Genomic DNA, 14,829 nt, shown 5'->3' on the forward strand with positions numbered 1-14,829 from the left:
CTTGGTATTTGAATGTCAGTGCTGGCGCTGGAGCTCAGCTCGAGGGACATGATTGGGTTCGCGAGGCCGCTGCTGGCTGCCCCGCACCCATTCAGGGGCCCGAAAAACCGAGGCACAGTCTGTTAACCAACAAATGGAGAACTCACACCGAATATGTTGGTTAAGAACAGAGCTTACTCTTCGCCCCCACGCAGCTCTTCAGCCTTCCACTTGAGCCGGCGCAGAATCTGCGTTCGATTCTGGTGGGCGTTCTCGTAGGCAACACACTCCTGGAGGGTTTCCATATCCGGAATCGTCGCGATCCCTGCCTTGATCAGGCGCGTGTTCGGTGCCTCAAGCCGCTTTTCAGGCGGAAATTCGTCTGACGCCTCTGAGTCGTCTGTAGAAGTACCCATAACGGATGCCTCCACCTATTGAGGGCACGAGCAACAGCAGAGAATTGAAGCAGTAGATCTTGGGAAGGTGCACCCACTGAGAATGAGACCATCAAAATAGAGGCCTTCACGACAGGATTCGAGCTGTCTCGAAGCCCAATCAGGCTTCCGAGGATTCGAGCAAAACGAGGTTCTGAACAGGGTATGGGTTATTCTCGCCGGCGAACTCGTCCTCAGGGACGTAATGCCAGAGATGGCCGTCTACCTGGTAGAGAAACGACTCGCCGCCTTCTGCTTCAACTCGTACTCGCTTCCCGACATTATCGTCTTCTTCCCAGCCGATCACGGTCAACGGCTCGACGGGCCATTCAAAGAATTTGACCGAGTCACCACGCTCCAACTCTTCAAAAGTCTCTATATCCCCCTGCTGTGGCTCTCGCGCGTCGAGAGTCGGATTATGCTCAATAGACATGGTCTCTGGGTACGCCCCTACTCACTTAATACTGTCAGCAGTGGATTCCAGCCGCTAGAACGGGAGCACGCCTGGCGAATTTTCTCTCCGACTGCTCTTAGCCCATCGCCTCTTGGAACCGCTCACGCAGCGCGTCCTCGCGTTCTTCGAACTGCTCGACTTTCTCCTGCAGGTCGTCGCTGACGCGCTCGATGCTCGCCAGCGCTCGTTCGCCGGCCAGCGAGGACTGTGACCCGTCGTCACCGTCCGCCTCTAGCTGCTGCTCGTACGCCTGCTCGACGCGCTCGATTGTACCTTCCGGGTTGAACAGAATGTCGTTGGCGATCCGAACGTATTGATCGAGGGATGCCCCCTCTTTCCCCTGGAAGAAGTGGGTGAGAGCGTACGTCGCGCCGGAATGCAGCGTCCACATATCGATCTCGAAGGGGGACGCCGCATTGGCTTCTGCATCGCCGGCGGCACGCTCGGCCAGGTAGTCCGGGAAGCCCAGCAGGGTGTAGAACTCCGTGACGGTGAACGGGAGCTCCGAGAAGTCGAGGTCGATATCCTGAGCGTCTCGGATGAACTCGAAGAGGTCGTCGGCGACGAGTTCGACCTGTGCGAGGAGTTCCTCCCACCAGGTGCGGAAGTTCCGTACGTCGCCGACGTGTTTGATGACCTCCTTGTCGGTGAGCGAGCGCATCGTGTTCGAGCAGTAGCCATCCTGGGCGAACCCCTCCACGTAGACGGCGTGCTCGCCGAAGAAGTCGTAGCCCGACGTGACGCCCATCGTAATCGGGTCCGACCGACCGGGGAGGCGCACCTCGAGGCCATCGAACATGATGTCCATGTGGACCTCGCCACCGCCCCGGTAGCGTCGAATCTGGCCGAACATCACCTCGCCCAGCGGCGTCCCGTCGATGGTCTCCTCGCGGAGGACCTCCTCCAGTGGCCCGTACACGTCGACAGGGTTGATGATCGAGTAGCTGTCAGTGGGAACGTGGAACAAGGGGTCCGTCTCCGCATCCTCATTTCGGGCCTGCTCCCGAGCTCGACTCGGCTCGACAAGCGCGTTGAACCGCTCCGTTTCGACCCACTCGTCGGTGTACGGATTCTGGTACGCCACGGTCGTCTCGACGGCCTGCGGAAGATCACGAACCGCCTCGGCGAAGGTCACGGGTTCTGCATCTCCATGCCGCTCTCGGTACCACTCGGGTAGTTCGGTGTCGGTACGTCCATCGACGCCAGCGAAGATGGTTCTGGACTCTGGATCTTTCATCTCAGTCACCTCACTTCAGGAATCCTCGTCGACGTGCGACTGCATCGTCTCGCGCCCTGCGCCCCTCTCCCGGGCGCAAAAACAACACTCACGAACTCCCATTCGACCTGGAGAGTGTCCTCACATCCTCAGCTGTCTCCGTCGGTGCGCTCCTGTCGGTCGTTGTACCGCTCTATTTCACGCCCGATTTTCTCGAGCGCCTCGACACCACGTTCGACGAGCTGGTGGGTGGCTCGCGCCAGTCGAAGCGTCTCCATCAGTGCTCCCCCTCTGGGGCTCGATGAGGTTGTTGCTCTCCTCTGCGAGTTCCTGGATCACCCGTTCTACGTCAGCCTCCTCGGTAACCACCCGATGTGCGAGCGGGGCTGGATATGCTCGGTCACCTTGCTGCAGAGCACGACCAGCCACTCGTCGCTTCCATCCCCGAGTACGATGTAGTGGTCGCGATCAGCGCGCTGGAACACTCTTCGATCAGGGCGGGAGACGGCTCGCCAGTTCTTGGGGAGCGTCGGTGACGGCAGTCCACCGTCGGCGAGGGCGACGACGTCGTCGGTAAGGGTCGCCATCGCGATGTCGATCTCCTCGCCGGTGAGGTGCCAGCACGCCGCGGCACCGTCGCACTCCAGCTGTGAGACCACCTGATTCCGGAACGCGATGTAGTGCTCACGGGCGAACTGCTCATCGTCGTAGTAGTCGAGGAGGAGCGCGCACGCGAGCTGGGCGGGCCCGCTACCACTGTACCCCCACTCGAACCCGCTTGGACTGTGGTTGACGAGGTCCAGACTGCGCTCGAGGGAGAGTCGCCGATGCTCCGAGAGGTTCAGAACGACGGCTTGGGCGTCGACGCGGAAGCCGACGTATTCGACTGTGTCTCGGTGAGACTGACCGGGCGATGCTTCTGGAACCGAGTCCGAACTTGCTACAGGTACATTCCCGTTCATTCGTTGCTCGCGGGCGGTTCGGTGACCCCCGCACCCCTCTCAGGGGTTCAACAAACAGGACGGCGTAGCGTTCGGCAACGTATTTGGCAGTTGCAACGTACTATCCACATAATTGAGGATGGCTGTACTGGACGATCTCTCGGGGTTCGAGTTCGAGGACGTGATGGAGGACGTGTTCCGGAACCTCGGCTATGAGAACGTCCGCCAGGCCGACCGCACGGCTGACGAGGGTCGCGACGTCATCATGGAGGAGGTCGTCGACGGCAGGCGGCGTGCGATCATCGTCGAGTGCAAACACACGGGGACGGTCGGGCGGCCGGTCGTCCAGAAGCTCCACTCGGCGATCGCGACGTTCGACTTCGACGGTCCCAAACGCGGAATGGTCGTCACGACCGGCCGGTTCACGAACCCTGCTCAGGAGTACGCCGACCGCCTCCAGCAGAACGACGACCCACACCCAATCGAACTGCTCGACGGCGAGGATCTCCGGGAGGTCGCCGACGAGATCGGCCTCGACCTCTACAACGGCCGCATCGAGATTCTCTGCGACGAGACCCTACGCCCGTACGACCCGACCGCCGACGTCGACGCGGCCGTCGTGGAGGCGTTCCGCGAGATCGAGAACATCGAAGCCGCCGATCTCCCAGAACCACACTCATCGGTGACGTTCCGCCCGGTGGTCGCGGTCACCGCGGACACGAACGCGGTCTTCGAGACGTCGGTGGGCGTCATCCACCGGATCAACGACCGGACCCGATTCGTCGCACACGCTGAACGCGGGCAGCCGCAGGTCGTCGATGAGGACGTCGGGACACTGGTCACCGAGAACCTTCACGCGACGGTCGACCTCGATACCGAGCAGTTCGCGGAGGTGTTCGATGACGTCGAGGAGCGACGGTTCGGGCAGACCCAAACGGAGTACAAGCAATGGGCCGTCGAGCGGCTCCAGCAGCACCACACGACGACGGTGACCTACACGGGCGACAACAACGTCACGTACAACAAGACCTGCGAGCCGAACCGCTCGGACATCTCCGTGCAGTCGATTGAGCCCATATACCTCCCCGAGGTTCGGCACACGACCGACATCCAAGCGTACACCTATCCCTACGAGTACTACGCGGCAGGCCCGTCACGAGTGACCGCCGAGGACGGCATCCACCGCTGCGTCCATTGTGACACGAGCGGCGGCGACGAGACGTACACCTACTGTCCGAACTGCGGGGCCATCGCCTGCTCCAGCCACATCAAAACGGAGCGGCTGGAAGGCGAGCCGATCTGTACGGGCTGTGCGAGGACGGAACGGTTCGCGTTGAAGACGAAGTACTTCTACGACGAGGAGAACCTCGAAGCGTTCCGCGAGGAGTACGCCGAGATGCCGCTTCACGAGAAGGCGATGGAGAACAAGTGGCTGGCCGGGGGAAGCGTTGTCGCGGCGCTGCTGGTCGTCGTCGGCCTACTCGTCATCGGCGGCATCATCTGAGCGGGCTAAGCGTTCACGCCGGCTCAGCGACCAGCTCTTCGAGCGCGGGCTCAAGCGGGCCGTGGAACTGCCAGCTGGCCCGCTCGAAGGCGTCCTCGGTCGGACCATCCCACCGGGGGAACGCGGAATGACCACTCACTTTGACGGTCCACTCGGACGGCTCCTCGAACGGATTCCGGGTCGGGAGTTCAACGACGTAGAGGTACTCTTCGTCGCCGTGGATGCCGTCGGCTGGGTTCTCGACGCCGTGTCCGAGCAGGAACATCGGCTGGTCGAGGTGCTCTATATTGTCCGGGTCGAGGAGATCCGAGGGTTGGTCAGCGTGGATGCTCCGATCACGCCCTTCGTCCACGTAGAGGGTCATCGTCGAGAGCGTGTCGAGGAACAGGAACTGGGCAGCGGCGTATGCAGGCCCGCGCTCTGTTCCTGTCTCGTCGAGCAACTCCTTCAGCTGGACAAGGTCACGGAGGACGCTGTCGGGATAGCCATCCGAGTGGCGGTAGATTTGTGCGATGCGGTCGGTATCGGACTGTTCGTCTGCGGGCTCGCTCCGTTGGATGAATCGGAGTTAACTTCGTGTCGACATCGATCACCGCCGGCGCGTGTGCGCCGGCACCCATCGCCGGCGCAGAAACAACTTCTCCTGAATCGAGTGGAGTCGCTGGAATCTCGCCGAATGGCTGTCACTGGACAACTTAAACCCGGTTAAAAATGGATTCCGAAATTCGCAAGATGGCAGTCGGGCGGGGTCCTTGCTCGGAAACTGATACTGTTCCAGCCCAAAGGTATGCGTATGTCATCGGAGTCCGAGAGGAGCTCACCGCTCCCCGATCCGGATGAGATTGCCAGGCGGGCCGAACGGCAGCGTAGTCTGTACGAGGAAGCCGCCGAGAATCCAGACCGGGTGGTGCCAGCGATGTTCATTGAGGACTGCGCCCGGTGCGAAACGCTCGCCGACAAGCGGCGTCGTGAGGGCTTCTATAAACACTTCTATCGGACACTCCCTGACCGAGAGACGGCGGAGCTGTCCAGCGACGATCTCCCCGAGGAGATTCAGTCTGCTGCGCCCGTCCATCGTGCAATCGATGATACAACTCTCGAGGATGAGAGCGCCGACGTGGCTTCCGTCTCGGAGCTGTGGGAGCAGATCGGTACTGGTGAGCACCCGGGCAAGCTGTGTCAAGCTCCGCTGGTCCACTACATCGACCGTGAGGACTGCTATATCCACGCAGAGCCAACGCGGGTCGGCTTCAGCTATGGTCTCCCTGTGTTCGTGTACAAACGCCGGCAATCGGACAACCACTACGGAGTCTTCTTCTCGAGTGAGAAGGCGTATCTGTGGCTCTGTGGGTGGATTCTTCACGCAAACGGATTCTTCGACCCGAAAGAGTTCATCCCATCACTCTATTTCTTGAAGGCCTCGGACCCATCCACAGTTGCTCCTGAGCTGGTGTCCAAAACAGAAGATCTCGTGTTTCGTAACGGATTCCCCGGCGTAGACGCGCCCGAAATCACAGACCTGCCGGACGGGGTCAATCTGTACCAATTCCCGTACAGCAAGGACACGTATGCGGATCAGTTTGCTCGATGGCGCCGCCTCTACTTCAGCGAGCGAACCCCTCGTGGATGTGGAGACTGCGACGTGTGTCGGGCGTAAATTCACCACCCTAACGCGTGCTCTACGCTAGGTGCGACACCTCTGATGGTTCTTCGACGTCGTCGAACTCGCCGCGCTCGACAGGCTCCCAGTCCTCATCCGGTTCTGGACTCCACCAGTCGACCTCGTAGGCGCCCGGTGCGCCGAGGATCTTCACGCGCGCCGACCCATCAGGCAGGTCGCGGCGCAGTTTCTCGTCGACGTGGAGGTTCCAGGTCGTGGTAGAATCGAAGCAGGCGAGCACGGCCTCCTCGTAGCCGCGCGTCTCTCGGGATTCTTGGAGTTCGACCTGGGTGTTGCAGTTCTTGCAGAACACCCCTTCGAAGGGGATGTGAGTGAAGACCTCCTGCCCGCAGACGGGACACCAGAGGAACTCGAACAGTGCCTCACTGTGTCGGTCAAGTACTTCGAGACTCATTGGTTGACTCACCCGGTCGTACCGGGCCACCACATCGTGCCCGGCCGAAAAACAGCGCCCACCGCTAACTCACTCACCGTTCGGCGCCGTAGACGATGCGTGAGGGGGCTTCGTACCCACAATCGGGGCAGTCATACCACCGCTGGACTTTCGCCCCGTCTGCCGCCTTCTCGCCGACGCGAACGTTGTCGTTCGGACACTCCGGGCAGTTGAGGTCCGGTGCGGGCCGCTCCCGGAGCTCGTCACGGAACGATGTCGCATCCTTCGTCTCGTATCCCCGCGACCAGACCGGGTAGCCGTCGACGAGAATCACCCCGCGCCACTTGTACCGGTAGGAGTCCGGCGCACGATGCAGCACGGCTCGCGCACCGGTCTCGGTGTTCCGATACGCGAGTGTCGGCGAGCGGCTCTCGCGTCGCCAATTGGTGATGGGAGGCATTATCAGAAGTGGACGTCAGCGGGTACGATCCAGAGCTCTTCACTCTCCTCGAGGAGTCGGTCCAGTTGTCCACGGTGGCGAATGCCGGTTCCGTGTTCGGTGTACAGGAAGATCGTCGGGCCGTCGTACGCACCGACCTGGTGGAAGGCGTGCCGGGCGAGGTCCTCGTCGCGCATGATCTCCTCGTCGGAGAGCTCCTCGATGGCCTCTTTCACCCGATCGAGATTACGCTCGAATTCCTCCTTCGTCGCCTCCCAGCCACGCTCGAGCAGGTCTTCGCCGTCATCGGAGTCGATGGGGGCTACAGTCGGCAACTCTCCCCATCGCGACTTCCCCGCAACGGACGTGTCCTCCTCGTCGAAGGTCACGTAGTAATCGAAGACGGCGCCGGCGTGTGGGTCCGCGCCGACCAGGCGGTCGAACACCGACTTTCCGGTGGACAGCGCGTCGTCGTGCGTCGATGCCTCTACCAGTGCGTAAATCACCATATGCATCTCGAACACCTCGAAACGCCGACGCACCGGGGGTCGTTGCTCGCTCCAGCTGCGCCGGCACCCATCGCCGGCGCTCGAAAAACCTGCTCGTGACCGCGGATTCTCAGGCCTCGTCCGCTCGTTCGACAGTGATAGTCAGGTCGCCCGATTCGTAGTCTGCCTCGAAGTCGACCGCGAACGCGTTTGACTCGTAGGCGGCGTGGTAAGCACGGTGGCGTGCGAGCGAGCCAGTTGCCTTGAAGTGGAAGAATGCGGCCGCCGTGTAGGGCTTGCTCTGGGTTTCGACCTGCGACTCGACGGATGCGGGGAGCGCGATTTGGGGCGTCTCCGTGTCGATACTCGCAGCGAACTCCTTCGCTTCCTCGATGGTTGCTTGCGAATGTGCCGGTGTCTCGCCGGTGAGAACGTTCACCGGGGTTTCTGTCTCGTCGGTGAACAGGACGTCTTCGAAGGTGTGTGTTCCGAGGATCGCTTCGGGATCCAACTCGCAGTCGTGAAACGGGTCGTCCTCTGAAGTCATCGAATCACGAGCCTACGGCGGGGCTCACCCATTCCGACCCTGAAAAACAGCAGTTGCCACGAAGCAGATCGACCTAGGAGTGGTTCAGACTCGCCTTCTCGAAGGGTGACTCTCCGGTCGGAATGAGCAGCTCCTGCCGGTCTCCAACTCGCTCGGCCAGCTTCCGTTTCAGGTACTGTCTCGCCGTCGACGCGTGAAGACGCCCTTGTCGAGCATATCGCCGACGACGTCTTTGAGGGCCGCGAACTGGCCCTGCAGGTGGCCGTCGCCGACCGGCTCGCCGTCGTACCAGCGCACCGTCGCGAGCGCGCCGTTCCCGACTGTCTCTCCCTGTTCGACCGTCTCCGAGTCGTACTGGAGCCCGAACCACAGCGTCCGATAGGCGGTCACCTCGAACGTCGTCGACACCACGAAGAACGCCTCGTGGTGGAGGTAGTCGAGATGGTCAGCGACGATCTCGTCGAGGGTGAGCCCGGTGGCACGAGGCTTCGGTTCGACGACCGTCGACGGTCGATCCTCGCCAGCGAGGTAGCCGTCGACGGCTTCTGCCTCGAGGCCATCGGCAAGCTCTGCGAGGAGCTGTTTCGCCCACTTGGAGTCGGTGTCGTCGCCACCGAACGGCGACTCAGCCGAGATTCGGTGCTTGAGCTTCAGGTTCGCTGCGCCCCAATGGCTGTAGTGGAGCGTGTACTGTCCGTCTGTGCGTTCGTACGCAACGAGTGCGCGGTGTCCCATCGAGCAATCACCTCACGGGGCGACTGCGACTGGATCGCCCCGCACCCCTCCCGGGGGACGAACAACGCTACTCGTCGATCGGGTCGGGGGAACTGAGGTCCGCGTGGAGGACTTCGCCGTCGCGAACGACGTACCGCTTGGCCAGGACTGGGAAGCGGCACTTGGTGAACCCCGCCGTCTGGATATCGAACTCTTCGTTGGCTTCGAGGTGGTCGGCGAGTTCTCGCAGGAACTCGTGGGTCACGATCCCGCCCTCGTAGTCCGGGAGGCCGTTTTCCCGCGCCTCGTACACCTCGAAGTCGTCGTACCCCCAGATGGTGAGCTCTCCGTCTTCGGTCACCTCCCAGTCGAGCGTCCCGAAGCAGTAGCTCTCACAGAGTTCGCGGACTGCCTGCGGATCCGATACGATCGCGCCGGTCGACGTTGTCGCAGCTTGGAGTGTCGCCATGTCTGGACTTCACGGGGTCGCCCCCGCACCCCTGTCGGGGGCGATAAACCGACGCGAGAGGTGCCTCCCTGGGCGTGGCCGGCGACTCCAGTTAGGAATCTGCATGGGCGTCCGCCCCGGCTCCGTCGCCCGGCCGCGTGAGAAGGCTCACCTCCTCCAGGAGATCTCTCGCGGTCTCGACTCGCTCTCGATCCGCGTCGTCCAATCGGTCGACGTCGAGTCGGTTGAGATTGCTGAGTATACGATGCATCCGGTAGCCCTGTTTGAACTCTTGCTCCATCGGAAGCGCCTCACCGCTCGCCGGCGCGGAAAGACTCCCTATCGAGACTGGCGTCGGGGTTGCAGGAGCTCGCTGCCTTAACCAACGAACCTCGACGCTACTCGCAGGGTGTTGGTTAATCGACGCCCAGCACTGGCGCTACTCGAGACTGGGTCCGTAGCGAGCCGAGCCACACACCCGACACTCCCAGATCGGTTGTCCGGTCCACGCCTCATCCGGGACCGACTCGTGGGTCTTGAACCGATGGTCGGTCGCCCGTTCACAGGTTTGACAGTCGAGTTCCTGCGTCGTCGGTACCGACGACTCTTGCCGATCAGCCCCAGCTTCGCCAGTAGATTCGGTCAGCGCTATCGCTGGAACCAGCCACACCGCGTCGTCGGCGTCGTCGAGGACCGCGTCGAGACGCGACGCGTCGCGGATGCCGTCCCCACGCTGGTCGTAGAGCCGTGTCGGGCCCTGCTCCGGATCCTCCGACGCTTCCTGCCCGTGCCACCCAGTCCGGTCACGGGCGACACTGAGAAGCCGCTCTCCCTCCTCTGACGACACCTGTAACGCGTCGGGGAGTGAGGGCCATTGCTCGGCCAGCTGGCGCGCCGGCGCCTCGTCGAGATCGTAGATGAGTGTGTAGTCGTCGACGGCCGGCTCCGCCTCGTTAGCGGAGAGAAGGTTCGCCGCGGCGCCGCCCTTCGCGACGGCGCCGTAGAACGTGGTCGACTCGACGACCAGGTGGACGATGCCGAGGCACGTCATCGACGCTGTCTCGTTCGTGCTAGTGGCGTCACTCCCGAGATGGTTAGTGAGACAGAACCGGCATTTCGTCTGGTCGTCTGGGACTGACGCCCCACACGACTTGCACTCGCCATCGGCGGCCGTCGGCGCATCAGGATAGCCACCAGCGCTCGTCGCGACGCGTTGCCGCTGGGGGGCACCCTCACACCCCTCGTCCAGCCTCGTGTCCGGAATGTGGGACGCCTCGCCGGTTGGCCGCAGTTCCTCAAAGTCGGAGTAACGACCGTTCATAGAGTAGTCTACAGAGAACATGGCTCGTCTTCGTGTTTAAATCGTAGCGTGGATAGACCGATGTGCAGTACAGACGGAGAGACAGTGATCTGTCTCAGGCGACCTGTTCCTCCAACGTATCCCGGTGTGCCCGAACAGTCGCCTTCGAGGCGTTCGCCACGTCCGCGGCCTCGGATTGCGTCAACCATCGGCCCTCCTCGCGACCGGCCTTGTAGAGGCAGGCCGCGGCGAACCCGGCCGGATGGACGCCCGTCGTGAGGCCGTGCTCCTCGGCCTGTTCCGCGAGGGTCCGGGCCCGCTGTCGGATTTCGTCCGGACACTCGAGGTCCGAGGCGAGGCGCGGCACGAACATACTGGGGGAGACGGGCTCAGCGGGGAGGCCCAGCTCTTCGTTCAGCGTTTTGTACGCGTTCGTGACCCGTGACTCCGCCACGCGGGCCATCTCGCTGACGTCGTCCACTAACCGCGAGAGGCCGTTGCACCGGCAGGCTCCGTAGACGCTGGCCGCGGCAATGGCCTCGATGGATCTGCCACGAAGCAGATCCTCGTTCTGGGCGCTTCGGAAGAGCTGACACGCCTGGTCGCGGACCGAATCGGAGAGCTCGAGCGCACTCGCCAACCGACGCACTTCGCCCAACCCGTGTGCGAGATTCCGTTCCGCTTTCGACCGCCAGCGCCCCCGGGTCTGCTCACGGCGCATCCGTGCGAGTCGCCGTCGCTTCTGCCCAGAGATCTCGTTCCCCTTCGCGTCGGTACCGCGACCGATCTCTGTCGACAGGCCGCGATCGTGGCGGGCCGCAGTGAGTGGAGCACCCGTTCGCTCGTGCTCCTCGTCGTCGTACGTACGCCACTCCGGCCCGTGATCGATACGCTGTTCGTCGATGACCAGCCCACAGTCCTCGCAGACTGTTTCGACCGCGTTCGTGGTGACCCGTCCGTCGCACTCGGGACACTGGTTCGCACTCGATTCCGTTCGGACGTCTTCGTCGAAGCCAGTTTCGTAGATGTCTCTAGTTGCCATCATTCTCACCGTGATTCGGGAACTCGCCAGTACAGCGAGCCCCTCACCCATTGAGGGTTTATAAACTCAATACAGGACCGAAGTCCGATACTGGAAGGGCAAAATCCACCTTAACCGTTCACTGGAAACCCGGTCACTGACAAGAGACACGACAGAGGTTTACGATGGGAATGGACAGAAAGCATTCTTTCAAGACGATAGTTCAGACCGACATAGCTGACCCGCTCAAGAATCAATAACTCAATCACTGAGCTCTCGGGAACGCATTAAATTGATCATATCTTCGTGAAGCGATTCCCCGTCAACTTCAACCTCAGGTGACGAAAGGGGACCAGTGCTGAAATCGACTTGGTCCTCATTAATGTAGAACCCACCGACAGCTAAGTGCTGATTTCCGCCCTGACTCTCTATCGAGAGGTATCCACGGATATCAGTATGACTGTTGAACACGTCGTCGTCAACTCCCTCTGTTAAAGACTTCTCTGCACCATCCCATTCCGCGTTATAGGTGCGGTGAGCCATAGCTACTCCACTTTTTGAGTAGTCAATTTCATCATCGTGAGCAACGAACGTCTTTCCCCACTTCTTTCCCGCTCTCATATCCTGCCATAGTCCACCTGAGTATCGAAGATCGTTACACCCCAACTCTAGCAGCAAACTTTCATACGAACTTACGATATGGCCGATTGCGTGAGCCGGGACCAAATTCTCTGACTCACTACTACCTCCTTTCACCGTCTGGTTCTCTACTGTAGTGTTCTTCTTAGTATAGTCTGCGTCCACTCTAGGACTGAGAATAGGGACGTTGATTTTGAATAAACTCATATCGATGTTGTTCGTGTTGCTCAGCTCGTAATCCGTTTCACTCGATACCTTCCCCAGTGATGCATCGATCGTCCAGGAACCTTCCCAGTCACCGGTCAATTCCTGTTCAAAGAAAACAGCCCCCGGTCGTTCCACCTCCCCTTCAGATTCCTCCCTTATCTCCTCTGTAACCTCCTCTTTGTGGTAAACCCGGGTAGTGTACTCACCTTCCTCGTCAGGGGAACTCCCCGAATCTTGCAACGACTCAAACTTCGTGAACCCCCGGTCCTTCAACTCCTCCTCGAAATGCCTGACGGACTGCCTGAAACTACCGGACTGTGTTGAGGCAACCGCAGACCCAGCACCGGTGAGAGATAGAGTAGCCGCGCAGCCGAGACCTTTCAAGACAGATCTTCGGGTTGTCATCTATACTTATCAGTTCCATATCGAGACCTATTAGCGCTCGGTCACCAAAGTGAAAGTGAAATAACCAGACCTACGCCTCGCAGAACACTGGAGAGATAATTAGATGACCTCTATGAACTGGGTGTCTGCGTCCACCGTATCCGTCGTATCCTGACTCGCTGCATAGATCGCTTTCAGTCGTTTGCTGTCCAGAATCTTGATGCCTTTCTCCTTGAACTCCTCTACTACCTCGTCATTGAGTTCCTCTGGTGTCTGAGGTGTTGCGACACAGGGAACCGTTTGCAAAGGCTCGATCAATCCGATGTCCGTGGGGATGAGATAGTCGTCGAGCACGGAGCTGATTGCTTCAGTCCGATCCAGGATTTGCTCTTTCGAAGAGATATCTTGGTTAGTACACTCGATGAAGAGGATCTGTGTGTTCTCAGGATGGTAAGCGATTACGTCGATCTCTTGGTAGGGTGCCCCAGGGACGTCTTCGGAGAAACTGGGGATAACGAACGAATCATCCCCGTACCACTGGACAAGCCAGCCTGCCGTACTCAAGGCGTTCACCACCGCTACCTCGAAGTAATCGGCGTTGTGTCCCTCCAGATATCCCTCTAAGTTGTTGTCTTGGTCGAACGCCTGCATAATCTCGTAGCGAGGGTTCTCTGGGACTACATCGCCCGTGTTGTGTTCGACCATATTGACCATCTCATCCTCAAGATACAGGACCGCGTAGAGCTCATCGATATCCTCTAAGTCCAGCTCCTCGGTGTACCGTGACCGGCCATCTTCCATCGACTCCAACTGTTCCTCATCGAACTCAATTTGCCAACCCTTGTGTTCGTCGTGCGGCTTCTGAGGAAGCACACTGACGAATAAGTCCTCGAACAGGCTTGTAGGGGAAACAACCTCAAGCGTATCTGAGTCATCGATGCTGAACTCCATCCCTGAATCAGCGAACAACAGGATAGCCGGACTTTCACGGTCCGACCGGAAGATGTAGTCGAAGTAGTAGCCTTCGCAGCGTCCAAGATCATAGTACGGTTCTTCTGCTTGCATCAACTGATCATCTAACTCGTCGATTACCTCGGAATACCCGTCCTCAATGTCCTCTGGGATGTCGATACTGACAGCTGCGTTGACCTCCATCCGGGGACGGGTTTCTCGGACACGGCCCTCCCGCACACCATCTTGGAAATAATTGCTGGGGTTATGTCGGCGGAGCTCGCTTTCGATCTCAGCTGTTCCCTCGTCCGTGGGAATCTCCCCGTTGATTATCTGCTCCAGCAGATCGAAGGGAGAGGTGGAGGTAACCTTGTAGATCGAAAGAGCTCCCTCACAGTACAGGACTTCCGTACTCTCCTCGCCAGGTTCTCGGGAAAACTCGAGTTCTCCATTCGGGATTTGCACTCCGTCGACTTCGACACTTGAGAACGTGAGAGTGGCTGACTGCCAGATATCACCGAAGTGTTCCCGGTACCACTGTAGATCGTCGAGATCCTCGATGTACGGCATTGGTGAATCGTACTCGCTCATCCAGTGTCATAAACGCCCAGCAAACAGCGTTAGAACCGAAGGACTCCGACCACTTACAGCCCAAAGCTTATACAAGATTACGTGAAATCCTGCTGGTAAGACAAGAAGAGATGTCGGGGAGTCTACTTGGCGATCTCTGGCAAACAGGGAAGTTCGCCGTCGGATACTACCGGGGAGACAAAGGCACCCTTATTTCACGAGGTATCGACGAAGTATCACCGCTCCTGTTCCTTCTCGTAGCAGCTCTAACCGTCGGCCACTACTACGGAGTCGTCCCAGCAGCTGATGTTCTCCGCGTACTCGGCATTACTGCCTTGATCGGAGCAGTCGATCTTGCTCTGATACTAGACTTCTCCATCCTCCTTGACCTCCTGATCGGGGATATTTTCGGCTTAGCCGGATTGAGAAACCTGCTGACCGGGCTTGCAGTCTTCGGACTCGGTGGCCCAGTCGTGAACTACTTCAAAGCCATCCGGAACCAGTAACCGGAAGATTCTCGTTTTCTCACCCGATCCAAA

The 14,829-nt window shown here is 59.9% G+C and carries 18 protein-coding genes and 2 pseudogenes; 3 read left to right on the forward strand and 17 right to left on the reverse strand.

The genetic code is table 11. The features are described 5' to 3' along the window. Positions 1 to 173: 173 nt before the first annotated feature. The 5 genes and pseudogenes from GJ632_RS00840 to GJ632_RS00855 form a co-directional block, all read right to left on the reverse strand. Positions 174 to 395, reverse strand: a complete 222-nt coding sequence (locus GJ632_RS00840; protein WP_191451684.1) for a hypothetical protein — start codon at positions 393 to 395, stop codon at positions 174 to 176. A 139-nt stretch (positions 396 to 534) separates the two neighbouring features. Continuing rightward, positions 535 to 846 carry a hypothetical protein gene (locus GJ632_RS00845; RefSeq protein ID WP_054584773.1) on the reverse strand — a complete coding sequence of 104 codons (312 nt, stop codon included), beginning with the start codon at positions 844 to 846 and terminating at the stop codon, positions 535 to 537. 97 nt (positions 847 to 943) lie between these two features. Next, positions 944 to 2,104 carry a hypothetical protein gene (locus GJ632_RS00850; RefSeq protein ID WP_191451651.1) on the reverse strand — a complete coding sequence of 387 codons (1,161 nt, stop codon included), beginning with the start codon at positions 2,102 to 2,104 and terminating at the stop codon, positions 944 to 946. Positions 2,105 to 2,232: 128 nt separating this feature from the next. Then, positions 2,233 to 2,361 (reverse strand): hypothetical protein, encoded by a 129-nt coding sequence (locus GJ632_RS24525; protein ID WP_255473492.1) that lies wholly within the window; start codon positions 2,359 to 2,361, stop codon positions 2,233 to 2,235. A 7-nt stretch (positions 2,362 to 2,368) separates the two neighbouring features. Further along, positions 2,369 to 3,045, reverse strand: a pseudogene (locus GJ632_RS00855) (DUF6166 domain-containing protein); the annotation flags it as partial. Between the two features lie 118 nt (positions 3,046 to 3,163). Between GJ632_RS00855 and GJ632_RS00860 the strand changes: the two are divergent. After that, complete coding sequence (locus GJ632_RS00860) at positions 3,164 to 4,528, forward strand: restriction endonuclease (protein ID WP_191451653.1); 1,365 nt, start codon at positions 3,164 to 3,166, stop codon at positions 4,526 to 4,528. 13 nt (positions 4,529 to 4,541) lie between these two features. On the opposite strand, the gene GJ632_RS00865 is transcribed toward GJ632_RS00860, so the two are convergent. Further along, positions 4,542 to 5,087 carry a hypothetical protein gene (locus GJ632_RS00865; RefSeq protein WP_343160946.1) on the reverse strand — a complete coding sequence of 182 codons (546 nt, stop codon included), beginning with the start codon at positions 5,085 to 5,087 and terminating at the stop codon, positions 4,542 to 4,544. 234 nt (positions 5,088 to 5,321) lie between these two features. Between GJ632_RS00865 and GJ632_RS00870 the strand changes: the two genes are divergently transcribed. Further along, positions 5,322 to 6,185 (forward strand): hypothetical protein, encoded by an 864-nt coding sequence (locus GJ632_RS00870; protein WP_231751228.1) that lies wholly within the window; start codon positions 5,322 to 5,324, stop codon positions 6,183 to 6,185. Between the two features lie 22 nt (positions 6,186 to 6,207). Here GJ632_RS00870 and GJ632_RS00875 read toward each other — a convergent pair whose 3' ends face one another. From GJ632_RS00875 to GJ632_RS00925, 11 genes and pseudogenes are all read right to left on the reverse strand, one after another. After that, a complete protein-coding gene (locus GJ632_RS00875; protein ID WP_191451657.1) occupies positions 6,208 to 6,603 on the reverse strand; it encodes a hypothetical protein in 396 nt (131 codons plus the stop codon). 73 nt (positions 6,604 to 6,676) lie between these two features. Further along, entirely contained in the window at positions 6,677 to 7,042 is a 366-nt protein-coding gene (locus tag GJ632_RS00880; RefSeq protein WP_191451659.1) for a hypothetical protein, read from the reverse strand. A gap of 2 nt (positions 7,043 to 7,044) precedes the next feature. Next, entirely contained in the window at positions 7,045 to 7,536 is a 492-nt protein-coding gene (locus GJ632_RS00885; RefSeq protein WP_191451686.1) for a hypothetical protein, read from the reverse strand. A 103-nt stretch (positions 7,537 to 7,639) separates the two neighbouring features. Beyond that, positions 7,640 to 8,056, reverse strand: a complete 417-nt coding sequence (locus tag GJ632_RS00890; RefSeq protein ID WP_191451661.1) for a hypothetical protein — start codon at positions 8,054 to 8,056, stop codon at positions 7,640 to 7,642. A 73-nt stretch (positions 8,057 to 8,129) separates the two neighbouring features. Next, positions 8,130 to 8,791 (reverse strand): annotated as a pseudogene (locus GJ632_RS00895) (DUF6735 family protein). 67 nt (positions 8,792 to 8,858) lie between these two features. Continuing rightward, positions 8,859 to 9,239: a hypothetical protein gene (locus tag GJ632_RS00900; protein ID WP_191451663.1), complete on the reverse strand. Its 381-nt coding sequence runs from the start codon at positions 9,237 to 9,239 to the stop codon at positions 8,859 to 8,861. A 91-nt stretch (positions 9,240 to 9,330) separates the two neighbouring features. Beyond that, positions 9,331 to 9,519, reverse strand: coding sequence for a hypothetical protein (locus GJ632_RS00905; RefSeq protein WP_049908471.1), 189 nt, complete (start codon positions 9,517 to 9,519; stop codon positions 9,331 to 9,333). 138 nt (positions 9,520 to 9,657) lie between these two features. Next, the gene (locus GJ632_RS00910) at positions 9,658 to 10,539 is read right to left on the reverse strand and encodes a hypothetical protein (RefSeq protein WP_191451688.1); all 882 of its coding nucleotides are present in this window, start codon (positions 10,537 to 10,539) and stop codon (positions 9,658 to 9,660) included. 94 nt (positions 10,540 to 10,633) lie between these two features. Further along, positions 10,634 to 11,560 carry a transcription initiation factor IIB family protein gene (locus GJ632_RS00915; RefSeq protein ID WP_191451690.1) on the reverse strand — a complete coding sequence of 309 codons (927 nt, stop codon included), beginning with the start codon at positions 11,558 to 11,560 and terminating at the stop codon, positions 10,634 to 10,636. A gap of 240 nt (positions 11,561 to 11,800) precedes the next feature. After that, entirely contained in the window at positions 11,801 to 12,790 is a 990-nt protein-coding gene (locus GJ632_RS00920; RefSeq protein ID WP_191451665.1) for a hypothetical protein, read from the reverse strand. Positions 12,791 to 12,889: 99 nt separating this feature from the next. Next, the gene (locus tag GJ632_RS00925) at positions 12,890 to 14,311 is read right to left on the reverse strand and encodes a hypothetical protein (RefSeq protein WP_191451667.1); all 1,422 of its coding nucleotides are present in this window, start codon (positions 14,309 to 14,311) and stop codon (positions 12,890 to 12,892) included. A gap of 110 nt (positions 14,312 to 14,421) precedes the next feature. Here GJ632_RS00925 and GJ632_RS00930 point away from each other — a divergent pair, with 110 nt between their 5' ends. Further along, positions 14,422 to 14,796, forward strand: a complete 375-nt coding sequence (locus GJ632_RS00930; RefSeq protein ID WP_191451669.1) for a hypothetical protein — start codon at positions 14,422 to 14,424, stop codon at positions 14,794 to 14,796. Positions 14,797 to 14,829: the final 33 nt, after the last annotated feature.

Origin of the sequence: Halogeometricum sp. CBA1124, assembly GCF_009741955.1 — an archaeon.
Classification (GTDB): Archaea; Halobacteriota; Halobacteria; order Halobacteriales; family Haloferacaceae; genus Halogeometricum; species Halogeometricum rufum.

What these genes read in the sequence shown, in the direction of transcription:
- GJ632_RS00840 (WP_191451684.1), bottom strand. Translation starts at nt 395, where the DNA reads ATGGGTACTTCTACAGACGACTCAGAGGCGTCAGACGAATTTCCGCCT.
- GJ632_RS00845 (WP_054584773.1), bottom strand. Translation starts at nt 846, where the DNA reads ATGTCTATTGAGCATAATCCGACTCTCGACGCGCGAGAGCCACAGCAG.
- GJ632_RS00850 (WP_191451651.1), bottom strand. Translation starts at nt 2,104, where the DNA reads ATGAAAGATCCAGAGTCCAGAACCATCTTCGCTGGCGTCGATGGACGT.
- GJ632_RS24525 (WP_255473492.1), bottom strand. Translation starts at nt 2,361, where the DNA reads ATGGAGACGCTTCGACTGGCGCGAGCCACCCACCAGCTCGTCGAACGT.
- GJ632_RS00860 (WP_191451653.1), top strand. Translation starts at nt 3,164, where the DNA reads ATGGCTGTACTGGACGATCTCTCGGGGTTCGAGTTCGAGGACGTGATG.
- GJ632_RS00870 (WP_231751228.1), top strand. Translation starts at nt 5,322, where the DNA reads ATGTCATCGGAGTCCGAGAGGAGCTCACCGCTCCCCGATCCGGATGAG.
- GJ632_RS00875 (WP_191451657.1), bottom strand. Translation starts at nt 6,603, where the DNA reads ATGAGTCTCGAAGTACTTGACCGACACAGTGAGGCACTGTTCGAGTTC.
- GJ632_RS00880 (WP_191451659.1), bottom strand. Translation starts at nt 7,042, where the DNA reads ATGCCTCCCATCACCAATTGGCGACGCGAGAGCCGCTCGCCGACACTC.
- GJ632_RS00885 (WP_191451686.1), bottom strand. Translation starts at nt 7,536, where the DNA reads ATGCATATGGTGATTTACGCACTGGTAGAGGCATCGACGCACGACGAC.
- GJ632_RS00890 (WP_191451661.1), bottom strand. Translation starts at nt 8,056, where the DNA reads ATGACTTCAGAGGACGACCCGTTTCACGACTGCGAGTTGGATCCCGAA.
- GJ632_RS00900 (WP_191451663.1), bottom strand. Translation starts at nt 9,239, where the DNA reads ATGGCGACACTCCAAGCTGCGACAACGTCGACCGGCGCGATCGTATCG.
- GJ632_RS00905 (WP_049908471.1), bottom strand. Translation starts at nt 9,519, where the DNA reads ATGGAGCAAGAGTTCAAACAGGGCTACCGGATGCATCGTATACTCAGC.
- GJ632_RS00910 (WP_191451688.1), bottom strand. Translation starts at nt 10,539, where the DNA reads ATGAACGGTCGTTACTCCGACTTTGAGGAACTGCGGCCAACCGGCGAG.
- GJ632_RS00915 (WP_191451690.1), bottom strand. Translation starts at nt 11,560, where the DNA reads ATGGCAACTAGAGACATCTACGAAACTGGCTTCGACGAAGACGTCCGA.
- GJ632_RS00920 (WP_191451665.1), bottom strand. Translation starts at nt 12,790, where the DNA reads ATGACAACCCGAAGATCTGTCTTGAAAGGTCTCGGCTGCGCGGCTACT.
- GJ632_RS00925 (WP_191451667.1), bottom strand. Translation starts at nt 14,311, where the DNA reads ATGAGCGAGTACGATTCACCAATGCCGTACATCGAGGATCTCGACGAT.
- GJ632_RS00930 (WP_191451669.1), top strand. Translation starts at nt 14,422, where the DNA reads ATGTCGGGGAGTCTACTTGGCGATCTCTGGCAAACAGGGAAGTTCGCC.